Source organism: Pandoraea sp. PE-S2R-1, assembly GCF_002179865.1.
Lineage (GTDB): Bacteria > Pseudomonadota > Gammaproteobacteria > Burkholderiales > Burkholderiaceae > Pandoraea.
In genome coordinates, this window is sequence record NZ_NGUR01000013.1 from 198,678 (window position 1) to 223,524 (window position 24,847).

20 protein-coding genes are annotated in these 24,847 nt (G+C 64.5%); 8 read left to right on the plus strand and 12 right to left on the minus strand.

The genetic code is table 11. From position 1 onward, the window contains the following. Positions 1-6: 6 nt before the first annotated feature. From CDV44_RS16810 to CDV44_RS16820, 3 genes are all read right to left on the minus strand, one after another. Entirely contained in the window at positions 7-1,113 is a 1,107-nt protein-coding gene (locus tag CDV44_RS16810; RefSeq protein ID WP_087689048.1) for a lipopolysaccharide N-acetylglucosaminyl transferase, read from the minus strand. Next, the gene (locus CDV44_RS16815; protein ID WP_087689049.1) at positions 1,106-2,524 is read right to left on the minus strand and encodes a PelD GGDEF domain-containing protein; all 1,419 of its coding nucleotides are present in this window, start codon (positions 2,522-2,524) and stop codon (positions 1,106-1,108) included. The genes CDV44_RS16810 and CDV44_RS16815 overlap by 8 nt, the downstream gene beginning before the upstream one ends. 319 nt (positions 2,525-2,843) lie before the next feature. After that, the gene (locus CDV44_RS16820) at positions 2,844-3,719 is read right to left on the minus strand and encodes a phosphodiesterase (protein ID WP_087689126.1); all 876 of its coding nucleotides are present in this window, start codon (positions 3,717-3,719) and stop codon (positions 2,844-2,846) included. Between the two features lie 638 nt (positions 3,720-4,357). On the opposite strand from CDV44_RS16820, the gene CDV44_RS16825 reads away from it, so the two are divergent. Together CDV44_RS16825 and CDV44_RS16830 are read left to right on the plus strand one after the other, a co-directional pair. Further along, entirely contained in the window at positions 4,358-4,636 is a 279-nt protein-coding gene (locus tag CDV44_RS16825; protein WP_058378908.1) for an HU family DNA-binding protein, read from the plus strand. Between the two features lie 290 nt (positions 4,637-4,926). Further along, complete coding sequence (locus tag CDV44_RS16830) at positions 4,927-5,940, plus strand: CHAD domain-containing protein (RefSeq protein WP_170936020.1); 1,014 nt, start codon at positions 4,927-4,929, stop codon at positions 5,938-5,940. 166 nt (positions 5,941-6,106) lie between these two features. On the opposite strand, the gene CDV44_RS16835 is transcribed toward CDV44_RS16830, so the two are convergent. Both CDV44_RS16835 and CDV44_RS28080 read right to left on the minus strand, forming a co-directional pair. Beyond that, positions 6,107-8,314: a cation-translocating P-type ATPase gene (locus CDV44_RS16835; protein ID WP_170936021.1), complete on the minus strand. Its 2,208-nt coding sequence runs from the start codon at positions 8,312-8,314 to the stop codon at positions 6,107-6,109. Then, complete coding sequence (locus CDV44_RS28080; RefSeq protein ID WP_170936022.1) at positions 8,314-8,547, minus strand: hypothetical protein; 234 nt, start codon at positions 8,545-8,547, stop codon at positions 8,314-8,316. Before CDV44_RS28080 ends, CDV44_RS16835 begins: the two co-directional genes overlap by 1 nt. 150 nt (positions 8,548-8,697) lie before the next feature. Between CDV44_RS28080 and CDV44_RS16840 the strand changes: the two genes are divergently transcribed. From CDV44_RS16840 to CDV44_RS16860, 5 genes are all read left to right on the plus strand, one after another. Then, positions 8,698-9,168 carry a Cd(II)/Pb(II)-responsive transcriptional regulator gene (locus CDV44_RS16840; RefSeq protein ID WP_058378910.1) on the plus strand — a complete coding sequence of 157 codons (471 nt, stop codon included), beginning with the start codon at positions 8,698-8,700 and terminating at the stop codon, positions 9,166-9,168. A 412-nt stretch (positions 9,169-9,580) separates the two neighbouring features. Continuing rightward, complete coding sequence (locus CDV44_RS16845; RefSeq protein WP_087689052.1) at positions 9,581-10,846, plus strand: FAD/NAD(P)-binding oxidoreductase; 1,266 nt, start codon at positions 9,581-9,583, stop codon at positions 10,844-10,846. Positions 10,847-11,155: 309 nt separating this feature from the next. Next, positions 11,156-12,490 carry a bifunctional diguanylate cyclase/phosphodiesterase gene (locus CDV44_RS16850; RefSeq protein WP_087689053.1) on the plus strand — a complete coding sequence of 445 codons (1,335 nt, stop codon included), beginning with the start codon at positions 11,156-11,158 and terminating at the stop codon, positions 12,488-12,490. Between the two features lie 6 nt (positions 12,491-12,496). After that, positions 12,497-14,200: a sensor domain-containing diguanylate cyclase gene (locus CDV44_RS16855; RefSeq protein ID WP_087689054.1), complete on the plus strand. Its 1,704-nt coding sequence runs from the start codon at positions 12,497-12,499 to the stop codon at positions 14,198-14,200. Between the two features lie 47 nt (positions 14,201-14,247). Next, on the plus strand, positions 14,248-15,615 hold the full coding sequence (locus tag CDV44_RS16860; protein WP_249277595.1) for a phospholipase A: 1,368 nt from the start codon (positions 14,248-14,250) through the stop codon (positions 15,613-15,615). 15 nt (positions 15,616-15,630) lie between these two features. Here the strand turns inward: CDV44_RS16860 and CDV44_RS16865 are convergent, their stop codons facing one another. After that, positions 15,631-16,053, minus strand: coding sequence for an EamA family transporter (locus CDV44_RS16865; RefSeq protein ID WP_087689055.1), 423 nt, complete (start codon positions 16,051-16,053; stop codon positions 15,631-15,633). Positions 16,054-16,172: 119 nt separating this feature from the next. Here CDV44_RS16865 and CDV44_RS16870 point away from each other — a divergent pair, with 119 nt between their 5' ends. Continuing rightward, on the plus strand, positions 16,173-16,391 hold the full coding sequence (locus tag CDV44_RS16870; protein ID WP_058378915.1) for a DUF1289 domain-containing protein: 219 nt from the start codon (positions 16,173-16,175) through the stop codon (positions 16,389-16,391). On the opposite strand, the gene CDV44_RS16875 is transcribed toward CDV44_RS16870, so the two are convergent. The 6 genes from CDV44_RS16875 to CDV44_RS16900 form a co-directional block, all read right to left on the minus strand. Further along, complete coding sequence (locus tag CDV44_RS16875; protein ID WP_087689056.1) at positions 16,369-17,811, minus strand: aldehyde dehydrogenase family protein; 1,443 nt, start codon at positions 17,809-17,811, stop codon at positions 16,369-16,371. The genes CDV44_RS16870 and CDV44_RS16875 overlap by 23 nt on opposite strands. 174 nt (positions 17,812-17,985) lie before the next feature. Next, entirely contained in the window at positions 17,986-19,581 is a 1,596-nt protein-coding gene (locus tag CDV44_RS16880; RefSeq protein WP_087689057.1) for an ABC-F family ATPase, read from the minus strand. Positions 19,582-19,789: 208 nt separating this feature from the next. Beyond that, complete coding sequence (locus CDV44_RS16885) at positions 19,790-20,941, minus strand: BMP family ABC transporter substrate-binding protein (protein WP_058378918.1); 1,152 nt, start codon at positions 20,939-20,941, stop codon at positions 19,790-19,792. Positions 20,942-20,976: 35 nt separating this feature from the next. Further along, positions 20,977-21,906 (minus strand): ABC transporter permease, encoded by a 930-nt coding sequence (locus tag CDV44_RS16890; protein WP_087689058.1) that lies wholly within the window; start codon positions 21,904-21,906, stop codon positions 20,977-20,979. A gap of 10 nt (positions 21,907-21,916) precedes the next feature. Then, positions 21,917-23,023 carry an ABC transporter permease gene (locus CDV44_RS16895; protein WP_371328779.1) on the minus strand — a complete coding sequence of 369 codons (1,107 nt, stop codon included), beginning with the start codon at positions 23,021-23,023 and terminating at the stop codon, positions 21,917-21,919. 101 nt (positions 23,024-23,124) lie between these two features. Further along, positions 23,125-24,756, minus strand: a complete 1,632-nt coding sequence (locus CDV44_RS16900; protein WP_087689059.1) for an ABC transporter ATP-binding protein — start codon at positions 24,754-24,756, stop codon at positions 23,125-23,127. Positions 24,757-24,847 lie beyond the last annotated feature (91 nt).

The window sequence follows — 24,847 nt, forward strand, 5'->3', positions numbered from 1 at the left end:
GCGTCATCATCGGGTCCAGAACCGCACGGCAGGCTGCACGGCAGGTGCAACCGCCGCCAGCGCGGCGTGGCCGCCCAGCCCGCCGAGCAACTGCGTCACGCGGTCGTAGCGTCGCTTCTGAAAGGCCGCTTCGGCCAGCCAGGGCAACAGCCGCTCGCTGGGGAAGCTGTGGAACTGCGCATGCCGAAGATACATTTCCGCCGCTTCGGGCGCTTGGCGAAGCAACGAACAGCGGCCGAGCAGATACCACATCGAGGCGTCGTCTTCGTGCTGCTCCAGCGTGGCGTGCGCAAAGAATTCCACTCGCTCCAGCGTGAAGCGCAGCACTTCGCCGCGCACCAGATTCTGATAGATCAGCTCCCAATACAACTGCGCCAGACGACGGCTCGTATCCGCGCGCTCATCCTCGTCTTGCGCGGCCTCGTGACGGTCTCGCATGCGAAAAATCTGCTGCATGATGCGTTTTTCCAGTCCGTCGAGGATGCCGTAGGCCAGCAGGCGCACCTCTTCGACCGGGTCGGCCAGCAGGTCGCGGGCGATCTCGCTGGTCACCCGCGACGGCAACGCCTGCACCGAGACGAGCGCGGCCACACGGTCGTCACGCTCCCCATTCACATTGCGCAGCCGGGCGCGCAAGCGCATGCCGGTGCCGTGCTGCACGCGGGCGACAAGGTGCGTGACGAACCCCGGGGCAGCCACCTGCACCGATTGTGGCGCCTCGCGCGGCGGCGGAAACAGATAGCCGATGACCATCACGCCGAACAGGACGAAAAGGCCCACAACAGGCAGGAAGAAACAGATCAGCGCCGCGTGCCACGTGGCACCGCGCCGGTGGCGATAGCTCGGGGGCAAGGCACGCGCGATGAACGCGCCAGCCAAACAAGCCGACACGGCTTGCCATGCCAGCACGAGCCATAGCGGGTGCGTCATGACCGTCAGGTTGCCGACAATGTCTGGCGACGACAACACGATCCGAGCCGCCTGCCACTGCGCCGCTATCGCGAGGCACGCGACGGCGAGCAGCAGGCTCCAGCGCAGCACGTTTGCCGCCCCGCCCCGCTCGGCGTTTTGCCAACGAGGGGTGCCGTCGCCGCGTGGCATCGCGTCAGCCATGACCGACGCACCGCTCGACAAGTTTCAGCAACCCTTCTCCCGGCGCATGCGGATCGACATGCGCGGTGTGTACGGCGATATGGGCGCTCTGGAAATCGACACCGTACTGTTGGCGCAGGAGGTTTTCCACCCGCAAGAGATAGCCGTCGATGCCATGCTCGTCGGTGATCGGCATCAATGCGATGGCGATCTGCTGGCGCGGCGTGCCCAGCGTCCACAACGCGTCGAGCGCGCGGCGCTGCCGCACGGTCTGTTCGAACAATGAGTCGCCGCGCGCCCCGCGCGGGAACACCAGCGCAACCAGCGACGACTCGATGCTGCTGGCCCGTTTGAGCCGCGCAAGACGACCCAACTCCAACGCGAAGTCATACGGCGCCTCGGGCACCGAGGCACGCACTTCGGTCACGAGCGGCTGCTGCGCCACACCGTCGGCGTAGTACGCCAACAGGACCAGCAATAGCTGGAGATTGTCGTGATTGAGCGCGAGAAACGGCATGCGGCGCACGATCAGCACGCTCACCAGTTGCCCGTCGGCATCGACCAGCGGCGCGCACGCGAGATAAGGGCTCGCGTCGCTGGCCGCGTCATCGGTGCGCACGTGGGTCAATGTGCCTTCGCGAAGGCAATGCTGAACCAGCGGGTCGTCGGCGATGGGCTCGAAGCTCTCGCCGACACGTGCTAACGCCGTCGTGCCGAGGCGGTCGCCACGCACGGGGAACAGCGATGCCACTTCGATCTGACACGTGAGCGCCGCGAACTCGAGCATCGGCTGGGCGTTCGGGAGCGGCGCACCGTTCGTGTGCGCGTCGCCCGCACGCCGCACGGTCAGGTCGCGCAAGCGCGTGATGGCATCGCGCAAGGTGACAGGCCGGGCGAGCAGGTCACGCTCCAGCCGTTCATGCGAGACACGCAGCAGATAGTGGTTGTGGGTGATCGCGACCAGCCGGTCGTTCAGATACGCATTGATGCTGTGCGCGCGGCGGGTGCGGTAAGACCAGACGTCGCAGAAGTGGCCGGCCACGAGTACGGCGGTCATGCCACCGGCGAAGTAACCGATCGGGAAGACTTCGCCCGCACGGCCGCACAGGAGAACCCACGCCAGCGCGAGTATGACGCCGCTGCCCGCGCCCGCCAGGGCACCGTAACGCAGTGCCGTCACCAGTGCGACGAGCCACAGCCACGGGAACTGCGCGGTGCGCAGCAACGGGTCTTCAGGGCGGAATTCCCAAGCGACGAACACCGCCAGCACCATGACACCCACGATTTCCAGTACGGCGAACGGACGCGCGACGGCGGGGGCAAGCCAGCGGCCCCACACGCCGAGATTGCCGAGCGGTTGCGAGCGGCGAACGCGCGCGGATGCATGGGCATCGCGTGCCGGCTCGGCGTCGTTGGGCGTGGCGGTTGTCACGTGGCGCTTGTGGAAAAAAGAATCAGCCGGGTCGGGCGGCCTGCGGGCTCACGCGCCAACGCTTCGGTATGGCGTCCGCGCAGGCATCGCAATGTCTCGTGGCGGACAACGGCTTTCGCGCAGAACCGGCGCGACGACGGTATTTTTGGATCCCCGGGCAGCCCGTGGCTGCTGATCTGAACAGACTTCTTATGGTTGATACGGCCGCACTGTACACATCGTGAGTCCTACTATCGTCCCCTTTTTTGATCGCTGTCCGATGCGATTCGCGCTGGCGGCTACCGCCCTGACAGGCCGCCTGACAGGGCGCCTGAAACCCTCAGGAGACCAACGCACCGTCGAAGGTGTACGGGCCGTCGTACGGGCTTACGTAGGCCAGATGCGTACGCACCCCGGCCCCCGGTTGCCACAGGTGCATGGCGAAGCCCGGCGGCTCCAGCGTGATCGATCGGGGGGCACCGGGGGCCAGTCCCAGCGAAATCTGGTGCGCGGTCGAAACGCACGTGCTGGCCATGACGCCGGGAGCGCCCTGCACCACTGCGTGAATGCTGCGATGCAGATGGCCGCAGATCACGCGGTCGATATGACGGTACCGTGACACGACGGCCGCAAAACCCTCGCGCCCTTGCGCCGAGAGGCCGAGGCCATCCATGAATTCGATGCCGGTATCGAACGGCGGATGATGCATCGCAATGATCGTCGGACGCCCCTCGCACGCCTGCAACTGCGCGTCGAGCCAAGCCAGCCGTGCCTCGCACAAATGGCCGCCCGCGCTGGGCGGCGACTGCGTGTCGAGGGCGAGTACGGTCACCGGCCCCAGGTCGACGCGGTACTGCACGAAATCATCGCCGGAGTGAGCGGTGTCTTGTATGGCGCCTTGGGCATCGCGTTGCATGCCGCCGTGGAGATACGCATGCTCGGGGAACGTGGCGCGCAACGCGGCACGATGGTCATGGTTGCCGACGACGAGATACAGCGGAATTTCCAGCTCAGCGAGACACTCGCGCAATACTTCGTATTCCGATAGATGTGGCGTATCGACGAGATCGCCGGTGGCAATCACCGCATCGGGACGCGGCGACCACCGGTTGATCGCGGCAATCGCGTGGCGCAGCGCGCGCGCTGTGTCGACGCGCTCACAAGCGAGCGCGCCCGGGCGGCTGACGTGAAGATCGGTAATCTGGCAAAGCAACATGAAGGCGAATCCTTGATGCGCGCGCAGGCGCATGACATCACGTGTTCAAGTGTAGGCCGCAGCGCCCCGCGCGTGGGCAACACCCGTGGCGCGAGAGACGAGGCGAACGACTTAAGGAGATGAAAGCAGAGGCAGAAGCCGCGATGAACGCAGGCGGCGCAACGCTAGGCGCCGAAAATGACATCGGGATGACAGCACGACAGAACGCGCCCAAAAGTACGCCAACGCCAACCAAAAGTCGCCCGACTGCGCAAGCCCCTCAACGCTAGGGAAACCCCCAAAGCCCGCCCAGCAAGGGATTGCGCGACGCTAAGCCCGCAGATGACCGCAGTTACCGGGGTTTTACCATCAAGAACGAGAAAGTACGCGGCATTGCACAACAAAATCGCCGCAAACCGTTGCCAGGACTGGCCCACAGGCCGCCGAAGGCTCTATAATGCGGCTGCCCGGCAAGTGCCGGCGTCTTCTTGAATCATCGCGAGGTACGATCTTCGGATCGGGTTTTTTCGATGTTCCGGGAAGACGACATTCTGGCGCGCGCCGCGTGCCTTATGGCGCGGATACAACACCGACACTCGCCAAATGGCGAAAGTGTTAGAGTTGTCGCCGGTATTCACCACCTCTCAAGGGAAACACACATGAACAAACAGGAACTGATCGACGCCGTCGCTGGTGTTACGGGTGCAAGCAAGGCTCAAACCGGCGAAACCATCGACGCTCTGCTCGAGACCGTCAAGAAGGCAGTCGCAAAGGGTGACGCGGTTCAGTTGATCGGCTTCGGCTCGTTCGGTTCGGGCAAGCGCGCTGCGCGTACCGGCCGCAACCCGAAGACCGGCGAAGCGATCAAGATCCCGGCTGCCAAGACCGTGAAGTTCACGGCTGGTAAGGCGTTCAAGGACGCCGTGAACAAGAAGTAAAACCAGTTGCGCGCAGGCCGGCCTCCGTGCCGGCCTATCTTTTTTGCCCGCGCTGCCGTCTCCGGTTCGCAGCAAAAAGATACGTCTCACGTCACCCTCTCGCGAGGACCACGATTGATGTGAGCTGCGCGCCTCGCGGGTGTCCTGCGCCGAATCACTTCGGGAACCGGGCGCCCGCGGTAGTCCCGCCTATCTCCAAATCGCGTCGCCCCTCGTACGCCCTTCGTACGCCCCTCTGCAACAGCTTTTCCGACGCTCAACGCCAGGCCACCTATGCTATGGTGCGTGACATGACACGCGAGACGTCTGCGGCCAGCGCCGCCTCCCCCGAGAATTCCTCGCTTTCTGCGCCTGATTCCAACATCGGCAAACCGCTCGATATTGGACAGATGCGCCGAATGCCGGCACCCCATTTGCTCGTCAGTCTGGCGGCCGAATCGATTGCGCAATGGCCGATGCTTTCGGCCACGCACGATGGCGCCGACGTCATTGCTCCCGAAGCCATCCACCACTTGCGCATCGCTACCCGCCGTTTGCGCGCGCTCGTCGATGTGTTCTCGCCGTGGCTGAAACCTCGCTGGCACCGCAAGCTCAAGCAGGAATTGCACTGGCTGAGCCACGCCATGGGACCGGCGCGCGATGCCGACGTGCTGAGCGGCACGACGTTGCCGGCGCTGCGTACCGAACACCCCGATCTCGACTGGGGTTCGGTCGACGCCTATGTCGCGAAGCTGCGCAGCGACGCCCACAGTCAGGCCGACGAGGCGCTGCTCAGCGAGCGTCAGGTAGCATTGCATCGCACGCTAAAGCGCGCGTTCGGCATCGACGAACATGGCGGCACGGATGTACGCGCCGCCAAAGCATTGCGGCGCGCGTCGCGCACACCCGGCAAGCAGCCCCGCGCCGTGGCGAAGCACGCACGCGACGTGATTCGCCACCGTTACGTTGCGTTATTTCCGGATTGTCGCCAATTGGCGATGCTCGACACCGATCAGTTGCACGCGTTGCGCGTGAAGATCAAAAAAGCCCGCTACAGCGCCGAAGCCCTGACACCGTGGTTGCGCAAAGCGATGCGCACGCCGTATCAGGACACGCTGCGCGCCGCGCAGAACCTGCTTGGCCAGCTCAACGATGCCGTCGTCGCACAGCAGTTCTGCGAGACGATGCCGCTCTCGCAAGCGCAGCGCGACGTACTCACCGGACGCCTCGACACGTTCATCGTGAACGCGACCAGCCGAGCCGCCCATGTGCTTTGCCGGTTGCCCGATGCAGCCACGCTCGATCGCGGCATTCGCAAACGCTAAGCATTAAGCACTGAGCACTGAGCACAGAGCACAGAGCACAGAACGAAAAACGCTGACGGGATCTCCGTCAGCGTCGTCTAACACCACCAAATTCCGCGTACTTTTCCCACGCTGCCGGTGCCGATACCGCAATAACGCGCTAATGCGCTAATGCACTAACGCCCGTTCAGACCGTGCGCGTACGCAGCAGGCGCATGCCGTTGGCAATCACCAGCAGGCTCGCGCCCACATCGGCAAAGACTGCCATCCACAGCGACGCGGCGCCCACGACAGCCAAGGCGAAGAACACGGCCTTGATGCCGAGCGCCATCGCGATGTTCTGCTTGAGGACCGTCGCTGCGCGCCGCGAAAGGGCCAGAAACGCCGGCAACTTGCGCAGATCGTCATCCATCAACGTGACGTCGGCCGTCTCCAGCGCGCTATCGGTGCCGGTGAGCCCCATGGCGAATCCGACATCGGCCGCCGCCAGTGCCGGCGCATCGTTGATACCGTCGCCGACCATGCCGACGTGACCGAACTCGGCGCGCAGTTGCGTGATCGCCTGCCATTTGTCTTCCGGCAGCATTTCGGCCCGCACGTCGGTGACCCCGGCCTGCTCGCCGATGACCTGTGCCGTCGCACGATTGTCACCGGTCAGCATTACCGTCCGGATCCCCATCTGCGCCAGTTGCGCCAACGCCTCGCGGCTTTCTTCGCGCAACGTGTCGGCTACGGCCAATACGGCCAGTGCCTGTGTTTCGCTCGCCAACACGATGGCCGTGCGAGCCTGCGCTTCCAGCCGCGTCAATTCGGCTTCGACACGCGCGTTGCAGACGCCGAGCGACTCGATGAGGCGATGATTGCCCAAGTAGTACAGCGTCTGACCGATACGGCCTTTCACGCCCATGCCCGGGAGTGCCTCAAAGTCAGTCACCGCAGGCAACGGGCCGAGCCCGGTCGCCTGATAGCCATCGACAACGGCGCGGGCAATCGGGTGCGTCGTTTGCGCATCGAGCGCAGCCGCCAGCGTCAGGACTTCATTGCGTGACGCTTCCGACGCTCCCACCGCTTCCGACGTACCCAACGCATCGCCCAGCGGCACCACATCGGTCAGATGCGGCTCGCCGCGTGTGAGCGTGCCCGTCTTGTCGAGCGCCACCGCCCGAATCAACCGGCCGCTTTCCAGAAACGCACCGCCCTTGATCAGAATGCCGGCACGCGCCGCCGCCGTCAGGCCGCTGACCACCGTTACCGGCGTCGAGATCACCAACGCACACGGACAGGCAATCACCAGCATCACGAGTGCCTTGTAGATCCACGGCGTCCACGCGAGGCCGAACGCCAGCGGCGGCACAATCGCGACCAGCAGTGCGCAGAGCACCACCACCGGCGTGTAGATGCGCGAGAACTTGTCGACGAATCGCTGCGTCGGCGAGCGCTGTTGCTGCGCCGTCTCCACGATGCGTACGATGCGCGCCAGCGTGGTGTCGCCCGGGGCAACGCTCGTGCGGTAAATGATCAGACCACTTTCGTTGATGCTGCCCGCGAAGACCTCGTCGCCCACCGTTTTGTCGACGGGGACGCTCTCGCCGGTAATCGACGCCTGATTCAGGGCCGAACTCCCCTGCTCGATCACGCCATCGATGGCAACACGCTCACCCGGACGGGCCCGCACCCGCGTGCCCACGGTCAATGCGGCCACCGGCTGGTCGGCCCAGCTGCCGTCGGGTTGTTCCACCGATGCCTGATCGGGGGCCAGACGCATGAGCGCCTCGACCGCGCGCCGCGCGCGGGTGAGCGATGCGGCTTCGAGCTTCTCCGAGATGGCGAACAGCACGATGACCATCGCCGCCTCGGGCCACTGGCCGATGGCGAGTGCGCCGATCACGGCGAGCGACATCAGGAAGTGGATATTCATCGTGAAATGGCGCAGCGCGATCCAGCCCTTCTTGAGCGTCGGCAGACCACACAACGCTATTGCCGCCAAAACGATGGCACCGACCCACGGGCTGTGCTCGGGCACGCCCGACCAGACGGCCGCTTCGCTGGCCGCCGCGAGCACGCCGCCGGCCACCAGCCGCGCGACGTCACCTTTGCCGCTCGGCGGTGGCGGCGCGGGGTTGGCCGCGTCATCGGTCAGCGGCACCGGGGTCATACCGAGCTTGCGCAGCGTCGCGGCCACCACGTCGCTGTGACGCGTGACATCCGCTTCCGACGCCTTCGCACCGAACACAACCGTCAGTTCGCGCTTGAGCAGGTTGAAATACAGGGCGTCGACGCCCGGCTGGCGCTCCAGTTGGTCGCGAATGAGGCGCTCTTCGGTCGGGCAATCCATCTGGTCGATGCGAAAGCGGGCCTGCGGCGCGCCCGTGACCGGGGCCACTGCCTGCGGCATCAGGCTCGCCGGATCGCCACAGCACGCCACGGCGTCATGCGCTTGGCCGTGGTCGTGGCCGTGAGAATGGGAGTGGCCGCCCGGCGCCGCTTCATGGCTGTGCTCATGTGCGTGATCGTGACCATGGTCATGCCCTGCACGACGGGCCTGAGCACCATGATCGTGCGCCTGCCCGTGGGCATGGCCGTGATCATGGTCGTGGTCGTGGTCGTGGCCATGATTGCGATGATCATGCGTCTTGTCCTGAGGGCCGTGCGCGTGGTCACACACCGCCTCCGGGGCCGTCCGGCGGGCCTGATCCGATGGATTGGGCATGTTCACTCCTGGTTTCATGATTCGTGTTACTCTCCATTCAAAACCCTGTAGTCACTACGGAGTCAAGCATGAAAATCGGTGAACTGGCGCGTGCGGCCGAGACCGACGTCGAAACCATCCGCTATTACGAGCGGGCCGGGCTGCTGGCCGCCCCGCCACGTACCGACGGGGGGTATCGCACCTATGGCACGGAGCATCTCGAAGCCTTGCGCTTCATCCGTCACTGCCGCTCGCTCGATATGCCGCTGGCCGATGCCAAGCGGCTGGGCGAACTCGCGCACGACACGAACGTGACTTGCGAGGATGCCAATCAACTGATCGAAGCGCATCTGACGCGCGTTCACGCCCGCATCCATGAATTGCAGGCGCTGGAGCAACAGCTGCTGCACTTGCAGGCGCAGTGCCAGAGCCGGCACGACACCAGCGACTGCGGCATTCTGCGCGCGCTGATGCAAGGCGCCCACGGCGAGGCGTGTGCCTGCCATAACGACACCGATCCCATTGCGGTGGCGTGCGAGCACGATCACCAGCACGCTTGAATGTCGCTGTCGCTGTCGCATTGACGAGACACCTGGCGGCGTGTCTCGACCGCCTACGGCACGCGCCGGTGAAATGGTTCGCAAACCGACAAAGTGTGCCGTGCCCGCCTCGGCACGAACTGCGGCATCATGCCGCGCCGCCCCCCCTCCCCCTCTCTCCATTTCGCGCGCCCCGCCGATGCCGGGCCGACGCATTTCGGAGCACGCATTACGTTGAACGCCGCGATGATTGTGATGAATCGTGGGTTTGCAAGCCGAAACACGGGCAAAACCGCATGTTTTCTATACAATGTCCCGGCACGTTTCATGCGGGTTGCCTTACATTCCCTTTTAATGACGTTCGCTCGCCGCTTTTAAATGCGCGTCGATATGTCGTAATCCGTCTCAATTTTCCCCATTTGCCGGAGACCTTATGTCCAGCGACGCATCCGCTACGCCCACTCCCGCGACGGAGCACAGCGCCGACATCGTCATCATGGGAGCCGGCGCGGCAGGCATTTCCGTGGCAGCAAGCCTGCGCCGCCGCCGCCCGTCGCTCTCGATCACGATCGTCGATCCGGCCGACACGCATTACTACCAGCCCGCCTGGACACTTGTCGGCGCTGGCGAATTCGATCAAGCGCGCACGGCGCGCCCGATGTCGAGCGTCATCCCCGAAGGCGTGACCTGGCTTCAGGTCGCCGTCACCGCCTTCGCACCGGAACACCAACAGGTCTTGCTCTCCGATGGCCGCCGCCTGAGCTATCGCTACCTGATCGTCGCGCCGGGGCTGCAATTGAACTGGGAAGCCATCGACGGTCTGACGGAAACGCTCGGCCGCAACGGCGTGACCTCGAACTACCGCTTCGACCTCGCCCCTTACACATGGTCGCTGGTCAATCAGTTCTCCGGCGGCAACGCCCTGTTCACGCAGCCGCCGATGCCGATCAAGTGCGCCGGCGCACCCCAAAAAGCGATGTATCTGTCGGCCGACACGTGGCGCTCGCGGGGTTTGCTCGACAAGACCAAGATCGAATTCCATCTGGTCGCGCCCGCCCTCTTCGGCGTCAAGGATTACATTCCGGCGCTCATGGAGTACGTGAAGCGCTACAACATCTCGCTGAATCACCTCTCGCATCTGCGTGCCGTGGATGGCGAGCGCCGCGTGGCGCGTTTCGAAATTTTCGATGCCGACGGTCAGTCGCAATTCGTCGACAAGCCGTTTGATCTGCTGCACGTGGTGCCGCCGCAAAGCGCGCCCGACGTGCTGCGCGCGAGCCCGCTGGCCGATGCGGCCGGCTGGTGCGAAGTCGACCATGCAACGCTGCGTCACCCGCGCTTTGCCAACGTGTTCGGCCTCGGCGACGCCATCTCGGCCCCCAACGCCAAGACCGCCGCGGCGGCACGCAAGCAGGCCGTCGTCGTCGCCGAGAACCTGCTCGCCGCCATGGACGGCCGCCCGTTGCCGCTGCATTACGACGGTTACGGCGCCTGCCCGCTCACGGTCGAGCACGGCAAGATCGTGCTGGCGGAGTTCGGCTATGGCGGCAAACTGCTGCCGACATTCCCGATCGACGGCACGCATGCCAATCGTTTTGCATGGGTATTAAAGAAATACGTGCTGCCCAAGGTGTATTGGGATTACATGTTGCGTGGACGCGAGTGGCTGGCGCAACCCAGTCGCCCGGGCCATAGGTGAAACCCGGACTTAATTTTTAAAGTCGGGTGCCGTTAAAGGTCAAAGGACCCGGTTTTCGCGACCGGGCACGAGCTTCTTGTCGGGCCACGCCTTGCGCGCGGTCTGCCGGAAAACGGGGGTGCCTCGCATGGGGCTGCCAATGCATCGCCTGTTACCGGCCGACACATTTACGCGTCTTATGCAGAACATGATTCAAGGGTTTCCTGGCGGCACGACCTGTTCGACGCGTGGGCTTCACCGGTTCGCCGGCCTGACACGCGAGAATGACCTGCGTTCAACCCTACGGGCGACGTCAGCCTGCCTGCCGAGATGAACGATACCAACGCGCTGCGCCGGCAAGTCGTACTGGCCGATCTGTTGCTGGATCGCCAGCGGCTGCTGCGCGCCCTCAGCCTTGAGCTACGCACGCCCAGCCCGCCCGGCAGTCACAGTGCCCTCGTGGTGCTGCACGTCGGGCGCGGTCAGCGCACGGCCACCAATCAGCAAGCCATTTCCGATGCCGATCTGCTCGCCACGGTGGCGTTTCGCATCGGCTCGCGCATTCGGCGGCGCGACCTGATCGGGCGCGTCTCGGAACAACAGATTGCCGTGCTGCTGCGCGACCTCGGCAGCCGTGAAGCCGCCGTGCAGATCACCCGCCGTTTTATCCGTGCCGGTGAATCGCCCGTGCCATGCGGCAACGGCTTGCTCTACCCGATTGTGTCCGCAGGCATCACCCACCTGCCGCAGGTGCCGGTGTGGCCCGCCACGTTGCTCGAACACACGTCGGAAGTGGCCGATCTGGCCATTCGCGAGAGCGCGGCACGCTTCCTGGTCACCGACGCGCCCAGCGCACCGACCGAAGGCGTCACACCACCGGACGACGCCGGCAACGAGCACTACTGGCGCAGCGCCATTGGCCGCGCGCTTTCGGGCTCGGAATTCCGCCTGCACTACCAGCCGCAAATCGACATGCGCACGCACCGGCTGACCGGTCTCGAAGCGCTGATTCGCTGGCAGCGCGATGACGAACTGATCATGCCCGGCGAATTCATCCCGGCCGCCGAGCGTTGCGACGTGATCGGCCCGATCGGCGAGTGGACGCTGCACGAAGCCTGCCGCCAGCTCGACCAGTGGCAGACCAACGGCGAGGAATATCCGCGCGTGGCCGTGAATCTCTCGGCCCAGCAGATGCGCGTGCAGACGCTCGAGACCGTGCGCTACGCGCTCAAGCATCACCGTGTGCCGCCCGACAAGCTGGAAATCGAGATTACGGAATCGTCGTTGATTTCGCATCTGGACGAGGCGGCCACGCTCATGAACGAACTCGTGGCGATGGGCGTGCGCCTGTCGCTCGACGACTTCGGCACCGGCTATTCCAGCTTTGTGCGCCTGAAGCGCTGGCCGTTCGGTACGGTCAAGATCGACTACCAGTTCGTGGCGGGCGTGCTGCTCGGCGGCTACGACACCGAGTTGATCCGCGCCATCATCGCCATCGCTCGCAAACTTGAAATCGAGACGGTGGCCGAGGGCGTAGAGACGAGCGCGCAACGCGATGCGCTCGCGCAACTCGGCTGCCACGCATGGCAGGGGTATCATTGCACTCGGCCCTTGCCACCCGGTCACATCGAGACGTTCATCCGAGACTGGCACGGACGTCTGTAATCGTTTTTGCCGTTGCTCAACGCCTTCAACACCTTCCTGTCGCGCCGCCGCGCCTTGCCTGTCCTCGTTCGCGGCTTCGTCATGCTCCTGTGCGTGTTTGCCGCGTGGGGCCTGGCGCGCTTCGCCGCCGATCAACTGGTGGCGAACCGCTCGGCGCGTCTGCTCGCCGAGGAACGCAGCGTCGCCACCCGGCTCGCGCGCGGCACCGTGCATACGGTCAATCAGGATCTGATCCTCATTCGCGGTATCCCGCAGGTGCTCGCGCAGATCTCGCAGATTCAGCATGCGGCCGCCGACATCGCAGATCACCCCTTGACCGATCTGCCCCATGAGACGGCGCGCGAGAAGCTGCTCGCCAACGCCGCACTCAAGCCTGTGAACGAACTGCTGCGCGCCGCCCAGTTGTATTTCGGCGCCGATCTCGTCTGGCTCGGCACCCCCGATGGCGTCACGATCGCGTCGAGCGACGCCAACAGCCCCAACCCGCTCGTCGGCGACAATTACGGCGACCGGGGCTACTTTCAATCGGCCGTGCTCGGTACGGCAGGCCAGCAATACGTGATCGGGCGCAAGACCCGGCTGCCAGGCATCTACTTCACGGCCCCGGTCTATCAGGACGGCCGGCTCGTTGGCGTCATGGTGGTCAAGCTGGGGTTGCGCCGGTTGTCGCACTGGGTCGATACGGGGGCGTCGTTCGTCACCGACGTCAACGGCGTGATCGTGCTGGCCAACGACCCGACCTTCACGGGGCTGGCCGTGCCCGGCGCGCCGGTGTTCAAGATGTCGCCGGCCGAGCGCCGCCACCTTTATCAGCAGGACTACTTCACGGTCGTGCCCATCGAGGACTACGACCCGGCCCCCGGCACGCCGCCGTTCATGCTGCCCGGCACCCGAGGGGAACCGCAGGCGCAACACGACCCGGATGCCGCCGATCTGGTGCGCGTGCGCCCGGACAATCAGCCTTATCTGCTCGAATCCGCCCCGTCGATGGATAGCGAGCTGGTGATCTACACGATGAGCGAAGTGCCGACGCTGCGCAGCCTGTTCATCGAACGCCAGCGTTACGCCGTGCTGATGTTCGGTCTGATGTTGAGCTCGGCGGGCGCCCTCGTCCTGCTGATTCGACATCTGCGACGCGGCAAACTTCAGTTGTCCGACACACTGGCCAAGAATGCCGCGCTGGAGCACGAGGTGAAGTACGACGCCCTCACCGGCAGCCTCTCGCGCGGCCACTTCCTGAAACGCCTGCGCAGCGAGGTCAATCAGGCCAACGCCACGGGCGTGCCGGCCTGCATCATCCTCGTCGATCTGGACCACTTCAAGCAGATCAACGACACATGGGGGCACGGGCTCGGCGACACCGTACTCGCCACGTTCGTGCGACTTTGTCACGATTCGTTACGCGAAGATGACATCTGCGGTCGTTTGGGGGGCGAAGAATTCGCTATTATCTTGAGTGGCGCCACCGAAGCCCGTGCCTTCGATGCTGCCGAGCGCTTGCGCGAAGCGGTTCGCGCGGCGCGTATCAATGTCGATGGACGCGCACTTCAGTTCACGATCAGTGCCGGGGTCGCACAGTGGCACGCGGGCGATGACGATAACGCCTGGCTGCAACGTGCCGACGCCGCGCTGTATCTTGCCAAATCTCGCGGGCGCGATCGCTGCGCACGCGAGTCCGACCTCCGGGTGCTCACCCGAGGCGGCTCGTAACTGACTTCGGGCTTGCCGGCCCGGGGTCGACAACCCAGACCGGACCGATGCCCAAGACGAATCTCGCCACGTTCGCCACATCCACCACGTTCGCGCCATGGCCGCTGCGTGCCATGCAGATCGGTGCCGCCCTCTGTGTCGCGTTCAGCACCGCCGCGCACGCCGATCTGTCGCTGCTGCAACCGCCGCGCGCCCTTACCGGCGGCGCACCGTTGCAACTGACGCTGCTCGTGACGCAGGACGCGCCGGGCCGCAAGACCGTCAAGCTGCCCGACGAAATCGTCGTGCGCATTTCCAACGACGATTTCAAGCCGACGCTGCTGCATCTGAAGCGCGCCGCCGTCGTCCCGGCGCAAGTCACGCTCTCGAACGGTCAGTACCGGCGCATCTCCTACGCGGCTGAATTGCCCAAGGAATTGCGGGGCACCGTGCGTCTGGAACCGGTCGACTGGGACGCCTCGATCACGACCATCGTGCTCGATCGCGCCGCCCCCGCCGAGCCGATGGTGGCCGCCGCACCGGCGCCCGCGAGTGGCGCGGCTGTCGCAGCGGCTGCGGCCGGGACCGGCGGCGCGGCGGTTGCCGCTGCCACCGACGCGGCCAGTGCCGCCAATGCGACCGCCGCGCCCGGCACACCCGGCACGTCGACGGCGCCCGCCAGCGCCACCGCCGATGCGATTGCCCCGACGGCCGATACCGAATTCGCGCGCATCTCGTCGCATGAGCCGATGTACATCGCGTTCGGCAAGAACGGCGACGCCAACGCGCGCTTCCAGTTGAGCTTCAAGTTCCACATTCTCAAACCGGATAATCCGTCGTCCAAATCATTCCTCGACAACCTGTACTTCGGTTACACGCAGTTGTCGATCTGGGATCTGGAGGCGGAATCGGCGCCGTTCCGCGATTCGAACTACCGGCCGAGCCTGTTCTATTACATCCCGGATACCGGTCTTCGCGCGGGCTGGTTCTCATCGCTTGGCGCGGCCGCCGGTGTCGAGCACGAGTCGAACGGCAAGGCGGGCCCCGACTCGCGCAGCATCAATACCGTCTTCGTCAAACCGATCTTCACGTTCGGCGATCCGGCGGAGTATCACTGGACGGTGGCGCCCAAGCTGTACGCGTATGTCGAGAAGGCCGACAACCCCGATATCCAGAACTATCGCGGCTACATGGACTTGCTGGTGCTGTGGGGCAAGCCGAACGGCTGGCAGGTCGGTGCCACGCTGCGCAAGGGCATGAAGCGCAACTACGGCAGCGTGGATGTGCAGGTGACCTACCCGCTCGGCAAGCTGATTTCGGGCGCAGGCGGCTATATCTGGATCGGGTACTTCACCGGCTATGGCGAAGATCTGCTCGATTACAACCGCCATTCGCCATCGCAGGTGCGTATCGGCTACAGCGTGTTCCGCTGGTAACCGGACGATACGACGTTACAGCACGAGGACCAGCGCGCCGGCGACGATCAATGCGCCGCCGAGCGCCTCCTTGAGCGAGAACGGCTCACCGAGCACCACCCAGCCGATCAGCATCGCCATCGCGACGCTGAGCTTGTCGAGGGGCGCCACGCCCGAGACGGGGCCGAGTTGCAGCGCCCGGAAGTAACACAGCCACGACAGCCCCGTCGCCACCCCGGACAGCACGAGAAACAGCCACGTGTTCGCCGTCAGACTAGTGGGGCGCTGCCATTCGCCGCGCATGCCGACAATGGCGAGCGTCACCGCGAAGATGATCACCGTGCGGATCAGAGTGGCCATGTTCGAATTGACCTGCGCCACCCCGAGCTTGCCGAAAATCGCCGTGAGTGCAGCGAAAAACGCCGAACCGAGTGCAAAAAGTTGCCAACTCCGCAGCATTTGAAAATCTCCCGAGCCTGCCGTGGCATCCGACGGACGCCTGTGTGTAATCAATCTGTGATGGGCAACGTCGGCGATGCGATAATGACGCCTGTCCCACCTCCCTGAATTGCTCCGACATGTCCGAACTGCACGACCGTCCCGACAGCCCCTGCATTGGCATTTGCTCCACCCTGTTCGACGAGGTCTGCAAAGGGTGCGGCCGCACCGCGTACGAAGTGTCGAACTGGGTATTTCTCAACGAAGACGAGAAGCGCGCCATCTGGGAGCGCATCACCCGCGAAGGCACGGCGATGCGCTTTTGCGACAACGGGACTACGACTTCGTCGACGCCGTAACCTTGAATTGCAGCGATTTATATTCGAGAAATTCTTCGAATCCATAAACGCCGTTTTCGCGGCCATTGCCCGATTGCTTGAAGCCGCCAAACGGCGCGGCCACGTTGAACTCTCCGCCGTTGATGCTCACCTGCCCAGTGCGGATCCGGCGCGCCACGCGCGCCGCACGTGCCTCGTCCGCTGACCACACCCCGCCTGCGAGTCCGTAAATCGAGTCGTTGGCGATGCGCACCGCATCGGCCTCGTCCTGATACGTGATGATCGTGAGCACCGGCCCAAAGATTTCCTCCTGCGCGAGCGTGCTGTCCGGCGTGACACGGCCGAGCACGGTCGCCTGCACGAAGAAACCGGCCTCGAAGCCTTCCGGTACCGCGTCGCCACCGGCGATCAACTCCGCCCCTTCCGCCAGCCCCTTGCGAATGTACGACTGCACGCGCTCGCGCTGTGCCGCCGACGCTAGCGGCCCGAGCCGCGTCGCATCTTCGCGCGGGTCACCCAGCGTGAAGCGCGCAACCGACTCCTTGGCGAGTGCCTTCACTTCGTCGTAGCGCGTCGCCGGTACGAGCAAGCGCGTGTGCGCCGCACACGTCTGTCCCGAGTTCAGGTAGCAGGCGTTGAGCGTGCCCTTCACGGCTGCCGCCAGATCCGCATCGTCGAGCACAATCGACGCGGACTTGCCGCCCAGCTCGAGCGCGACCCGCTTGACCGTTTGCGAGGCCACTTCCGAAACACGTTTGCCTGCGCGCGTGGAGCCCGTGAAGGACACCATATCCACGTCGGGATGCCGTGCCAGCACTTCGCCCGCAACCGGCCCCAGCCCCGTGACAAGGTTGAATACGCCCGCCGGCAATCCGGCCTGCTCGATGACTTCGGCGAGGATGAACGCGTCGAACGGCGCGACCTCCGATGGCTTGAGCACCACCGTGCAGCCGGCGGCGAGCGCCGGTGCGACTTTTACCGTGATCTGATTGAGCGGGTAGTTCCACGGCGTGATGGCACCGACCACACCAACCGGCTCGCGCACGACCAGCGAGTTACCGACCTGCGCCTCGAAGACGAAGGTCTGCGCGAGCTCCGCGTAGTGGCGCCAGTGCTGAACGGGCGCAGCCACCTGCACCGCGCGCGAGACGCGAATCGGCATACCGGTCTCGCCGGTGATGACCTGCGCGAGTTCCTCGCCACGCGCTTCGAGCCCGTCCGCGATCTTGCGGAGATACTCGGCGCGCTTGGCCGGGGGCGTGGCAGCCCACGCGTCGCGCGCCTTGACCGCAGCGGCAACGGCGGCTTCCGTGTCGGCGGCAACGCCCTCCGGAATGCGGCCCATCAGCTTGCCGTCGGCCGAATGAAAGACGTCCAGCGTGCCGGTGCCGATCGGTGCGACCCACTGGCCGTCGATGAAAAACTTGTCCTGAGTGATCATGTGAGGTCTCCTGCTCGCAGCGTGACAACAAACGTCAATTGTAGTCGCGCGCGATGAACGCACGGGGTAACGTCACGAGGTAAACGCAAACAGGGCGCCTGCAATGCAAGCGCCCTGTTTGTCGTTGTGAATCTAACGACGCGTTACGACAGCGTGTTATGTCAGCGCGTTACGTCAGATCTCCACGCCTTGGCTGGACAGATACTCGTCGTAGGTACCGGCGTAATCGACCAGCGTGCCGTCGCTCTTCACTTCGATGACGCGCGTCGCCAGACCCGACACAAATTCCCGATCGTGCGAGACGAACACCAGCGTGCCCGGATACTTGTCGAGTGCGATCTGGAGCGATTCGATCGACTCCATGTCCATGTGGTTGGTCGGCTCGTCCATCATCAGCACGTTGTGACGGCCAAGCATCAGCTTGCCCCAGATCATGCGGCCCTTCTCTCCGCCGGAAAGCACACGCACCGACTTGCGCACGTCGTCCCCACCGAACAGCAGGCGGCCCAGCGAGCCACGAATCACCTGATCGTCGTCGCCTTCCTTGCCCCACTGCGTCATCCAGTCGGTCAGGTTCAGATCCTGCGGGAACGCTTCCGACGTGTCTTGCGGCATGTAACCGATGTTGGCGTTCTCGGCCCACTTCACGTTACCTGCATCGACCGGCAGGTCCGACATCAGGCTGCGCAGCAGCGTCGTCTTGCCGGCACCGTTCTCGCCGATGATGGCCACACGCTCGCCGGCGCGCACTGCACCGGTGTAGTTCTTGAAGATCGGACGCTCGTACGACTTGCCGATGCCCTCGAATTCGAACGCGAGGTTGTGCAGCTTCTTCTCGTATTCGAAGCGGATGAACGGGTTCTGACGCGACGACGGCTTGACGTCTTCCACCTTGATCTTGTCGATCTGCTTGAGACGGCTGGTTGCCTGACGCGCTTTCGACTTGTTCGCCGAGAAGCGGCGCACGAAGTCTTGCAGGTCGGAGATACGTTCCTTGGCCTTCGAGTTCGCCGCCATCTGACGCTCGCGAGCCTGTGCCGACGCCAGCATGTAGTCGTCGTAGTTGCCCGGGTAGACCGTCAGCGTGCCGTAGTCCATGTCGGCCATGTGCGTGCACACGGCATTCAAGAAGTGGCGATCGTGCGAAATGATGATCATGGTGGAGTTGCGCTCGTTGAGCACGTCTTCCAGCCAGCGGATCGTGTTGATGTCCAGGTTGTTGGTCGGTTCGTCGAGCAGCAGCACGTCCGGGTTCGAGAACAGCGCCTGTGCCAGCAGCACACGCAGCTTCCAGCCCGGCGCGACGTTGCTCATCGGGCCCTGATGCTGATCCGTCGGAATGCCCACGCCCAGCAGCAGCTCACCGGCACGCGCTTCGGCCGTGTAGCCGTCGTACTCGGCGAACTTCGCTTCGAGTTCGGCCGCGTGCATGTAATCGTCGTCGGTGGCTTCCGGGTTCGCGTAGATGGCATCGCGCTCGCTCATGGCGGCCCACATTTCCGTGTGGCCCATCAGCACGACGTCGAGCACGCGCATGTCTTCGTAAGCGAACTGATCCTGCTTGAGCTTACCGAGGCGCACGTTCGGTTCGAGCATGACGTTCCCGCCACTCGGCTCCAGGTCGTCGCCGAGGATCTTCATGAACGTGGACTTGCCGCAGCCGTTCGCGCCGATCAGGCCATAACGGTTGCCTCCGCCAAATTTGACGGAGATGTTCTCGAAGAGCGGCTTGGCGCCGAATTGCATGGTGATATTGGCGGTAGACAGCACTGGCGGTATCCGGAAGATGAGGTGCGGCGGCACGAATTTGCGCCACGAAACCTGACATTTTAACACCGATGCGTGTCTCTCGCCGTCACATGGCGAATCGGGAACCTATGAATTGCCCCAAAGAAAAAACCGCCGGGGTCACCGGCGGTTTCTCTGCCCGCAACACCTGCCGGGCCAGCCATTTCACCATCCAACGATGGTAATGGCGTTATTGCTTCGGCAGCGTGCCCTCGACGCCTTCCACGAACCAGTTGATCTGGTGCTTCTCGTCGTCGTTGAGCGTCTTGCCAGCCGGCACGATTTCCTTGCCGTCCTGTCCCTTGAGCGGGCCGGTGAACGGGTCGTACTTGCCGTCGCGAATGGCGTCGTGACGCTCGGTCACGGCCTTGCGAACGGCTTCCGGCACGGCCTTGTCGTTGATGGCGACGAGGTTGATTTCGTCTTCCTTGATGCCGCCCCAGACCGGGGTGTTCTTCCACGAACCCTGCATCACTTCGTCAACCGTGCGGATGTAGTACTTGCTCCAGTCGATCGCGGCCGAAGCCAGATGCGCGTTCGGGCCGAACTTGCTCATGTCCGAATCCCAGCCGAAGGCGTGAATCTTCTTCTCTTCTGCCACTTGCATGACCACGGCCGAGTCCACGTTCTGCATCAGCACGTCGGCGCCCTGCCCGACCAGCGACTCAGCGGCCTGACGTTCCTTGCCCGGATCGAACCAGCTGTTGATCCACACGACCTTGACCTTCACCTTCGGGTTGGCTTCGCGTGCGGCGATCGTGAAGGCGTCGATATTGCGGATCACTTCCGGAATCGGCACCGAGGCCACGTACCCGATCACGTTGGTCTTGGTGACACGGCCGCCGACCACACCGGCCAGATGCGCGCCTTCATACGTGCGCACGTCGTACGTGCCGAGGTTCGGCGCGGTCTTGAAGCCCGTGGCGTGCTCGAACGTCACGTCCGGGAAATCGGCGGCCGTCTTGACCATCGAATCCATGTAACCGAACGACGTGCCGAAGATCAGCTTGTTGCCCTTGCTGGCCAGATCGCGGAACACGCGTTCCGAGTCGGCACCTTCCGGCACGTTCTCGACGCGGGTCACGCTCACCTTGTCGCCGTACTTGGCTTCGACGGCCTTCGCGCCTTGCTCGTGCGCAAACGTCCAGCCGGCGTCGCCCGGGTTGCCGATGTAGACAAACGCCACACCGACCGGGCCCTTGCCTGCCGGAGCGGCCGACGCGGCTTGCGCGTCGGATGCGGCGGCCGGTGCGCTGGCCGTGTTGTTATCCTGCTTGCCGCAGGCCGAAACCAGCATGGCGGCCGCCAGGCTCGCCATCGTGATCAGGACTTTACGTCGCATCGATTTTCTCCTCGGTATCGATTGATTGAGTTACTTCAAGAGCCAGCAAAAAACGGTTTGCCCAGCGACGCCGGGGCATTCAGGCGAATGGTCTGGCGATTGCGTGAAATGATCACCAGCACGACGATGGTTGCCACATACGGCAGACTCGCGAGTGCCTGCGACGGAATACGGATGCCCATCGCCTGCGCCTGAAATTGCAGCGCCATCACCACCCCGAAGAGCAGCGCGCCCAGCACGGTACGCCCCGGACGCCACGTCGCAAACACCACCAGCGCCAGCGCGATCCAGCCGCGCCCGGCCGTCAGATTTTCCTGCCAAAGCCGCAGATAGCCCACGGAGTAATACGCCCCCGCCAGCCCCGACATCGCCCCGCCGAACAGCGTGGCGAGATAGCGAATCCGCACGACCGGATAGCCGATCGCATGCGCCACCGACGGCGCCTCGCCCACCGAGCGCAGCACCAGCCCGGCCCGCGTGCGATAAAGGAACCACGCAATCGCTACCAGCAGTACTGCCGCCAGATAGCCGAGCGGGTTCAGCGAGAAGATCGAGGGCCCCAGCACCGGAATCGACGACAGCCCGGGAATCGGCAGGTCGCGCAACATCGGGATCGTCGCGTCCGTGTAAGGGCGCCCGATATAGGCCGATAATCCCACGCCGAAAATCGTCAATGCGAGGCCCGTCGCGACCTGATTGGCCATCAACGTCAGCGTGAGCCACGCGAACACGGCCGACATCGCCACGCCCGCTGCAATGCCGGCAAGCACGCCGAGCCAGAGACTGCCGGTCACGACCGTCACGGCAAAGGCACCGATAGCCCCCATCAGCATCATCCCTTCGACACCGAGATTGAGCACGCCCGACTTTTCGGTCACGAGCTCGCCCAGCGCAGCCAGCATTAGCGGAATCGCCGCGATGACGGCACTTGCGGCCAGCGGCGTGAGCAGATTGATCCAGTCCATGCCGCGCTCCTCAGACGCTCTGCGCGGTCGCGCGGGCGCGACGACGCAGTCGGTAATTCACGAAAACGTCGCAGCCCAGCAGGCTGAACAACAACAGCCCCTGAAACACGCCGCTGATCGCCTTGGGCAATTGCAGCGAGGTCTGCACCGCTTCGCCGCCGAGATAGAGCAGCGCCATGAGCAGGCTTGCAAGCACGATGCCGACCGGATGCAGCCGCCCGACAAACGCCACGATGATGGCCGTGAAGCCGTAGCCCGGCGCCCACGTCGCCTGCAACTGGCCCACCGGGCCCGCCACTTCGCCCGTGCCTGCCAGCCCGGCGGCCGCGCCGCCGATGAGCAGCGCCAGCCAGACGGCGCGCGGTTCCGAATACCCGGCGTAGCGCGCGGCGAGTGGCGCGAGGCCCCCCACTTCCATGCGATAGCCCGCAAAGCTCTTGCGCATGAAGAACCACGCGGCGGGCACGGCCACCACCGCCATGAATACCGAAGCGTTCAGCCGCGTGCCGCGCCACGGCGCCCAGCGCCAGTCGCCGAAGAAGCGCGGGAACAGCGCGTCACGGCTGAAGTTGATCGACTGCGGGAAGTTCATGCCGTGCGGGTCCTGCCACGGCCCGCTCACCAAATAGATCAGCAATTGCGTGGCCACATACGTGAGCATCAGGCTCACGAGAATTTCGTTGGCATTGAACTTCACGCGCAGCAAGGCCGGGATGGCCGCCCACAACATGCCGCCGACTGCCCCCGCGAGCATCATCAGCGGCAGCAGCCACGGGCCGCCATGACCGTCGAAATGAATCGCGACGCCCGAGGCGAAGATGCCGCCGAGCAGCAACTGCCCTTCCGCCCCGATGTTCCACACATTGGCGCGATAGCCGATCGCCAGCCCCAGCGCGATCAGACACAACGGCGAGGCCTTGAGCAGCAGCTCCGACCAGCCGTTCAGGCTGCTGATCGGCGCGAGGAAGAACGCCGCCATTGCCTGCGCCGGGTTCTTGCCCAGAAAACTGAAAATGAGCACGCCGCCCGCCAGCGTGATGAGCGTCGCTACCAGCGGCATGGCGAGCCGCATGGTGCGTGAGGGACTTGGCCTTGGCTCAAGCGTGAAATCGAGCATGATGTCTGGTCTTGATGGAAACGTTGCAGTGCCCGCATCGGCGCGGGCGACCGTTGATGCTTGAATGGATGCTTGAATTGATGCCTGAATTAATGCGTGCGTCAGGCCGCGCGCTGACCGGGGCCGCCGGGGAACATCCCCGCCATCCACAGGCCGATTTCGCGCGCGTCGGTCTGTTCGGGCTTGCGCATCGGCGACAGACGCCCCTGCGCGAGCACCGCGATCCGGTCGCAAATTTCGAACAATTCGTCGAGTTCTTCCGAGAGCACCAACACCGCCACGCCGCGCGAGGACAGGTCGAGCAACTGCTGGCGGATAAAGCTCGCCGCCCCCACGTCCACGCCCCACGTCGGCTGTGCCACCACGAGCACCTTCGGCTCTTGCAGGATTTCGCGCCCAACGATGAACTTCTGAAGATTGCCGCCCGACAGGCTCTGTGCCGCCGCGTCCGGGCCGCCGGCCTTCACGTTGAAGCGCTCGATGCACAGCGAGGCAAAGCGCCGCAGCGCCCCGCGACGAACCCAGCCGCCACGCAGCAAGCCAAGATGCGCCGTCCCCGATGCGCCGAGCAGCGCGTTATCGGTCAGCGACATGCTGGGCACGGCACCGCGCCCCAGACGCTCCTCCGGGACGAACGCCAGCCCGAGGCGACGGCGGGCCGCCGCCCCCATCCGGCCGACGGCCCGGTCGTTGAGCTTCACCCCGTCAGGCCGGCCGGTGCGGGCCTCGCCCGAGAGCGCCGCCAGCAATTCCGCCTGACCATTGCCGGACACCCCGGCAATGCCGACGATCTCGCCCGCATGCACGTCGAGTGTCACGTCGTGCAGCGAGGTGCCGAACGGGTCTTCGCTCGCCAGCGACAGGTTCTGCAACGACAGCAGCACGTCGCCGGGCTGATGCGCCCGGCGCTCGATCTGCGGCAATGCCCGCCCGATCATCATTTGCGCGAGGGTCTCGGCCGTCTCGTCGCGTGGCACGGCATGACCGGACACCTTGCCCGCGCGCAGCACGGTCGCGCGGTCGCAGAGATCGCGAATTTCGTCGAGTTTGTGGCTGATGTAGACGATGCTGCACCCTTCGGCGGCCAGCCGGCGCAGCGTCGTGAAGAGTTTCTGTACGGCTTGCGGCGTGAGCACCGACGTGGGCTCGTCCATGATGAGCAAGCGCGGGTTTTGCAGCAGGCAGCGCACGATCTCCACCCGCTGGCGCTCGCCGACCGACAGGCTGTGCACGTGCCGCGCCGGGTCGACTTCCAGCCCGTACTGCGCCGACACTTCGCGAATCCGCGTGGCCAGTGCCTTCAGGTCATGGCCGGCATCGTCGAGTGCCAGCGAGATGTTCTCGGCGACGGTGAGCGTCTCGAACAGTGAGAAATGCTGAAACACCATGCCGATGCCGAGCTTGCGCGCGGCCGCCGGGCTCTCGATGCGTACCGGCTCGCCTTCCCAGAGAATTTCGCCCGCGTCGGGCCGCACGGCACCGTAGATGATCTTCATCAACGTGCTCTTGCCGGCACCGTTTTCGCCCAGTACGGCGTGGATCTCGCCGGGCAAGACGCGCAACGCGATATCGTCGTTAGCCACCACGCTCGGATAGCGCTTGGTGATGCCGGTCAGCGTCAGACGCGGCGTCGATTGCAAAGGAGATGTCACGGCGGGAAGTCTCGGTCCTAGGCTTGGGCGGTCCGAAAATACCCAATTCGCGGCGAAATGTCGAGCGCGTGTCAATAACATGGCAGTTTCCCGAAGCGAACCAGCTATTGTGGTGATAGGGGCTTTCCGCTATAGAGTCGGCCGGCGCTTATGCCTCATAATGTTTTACTTA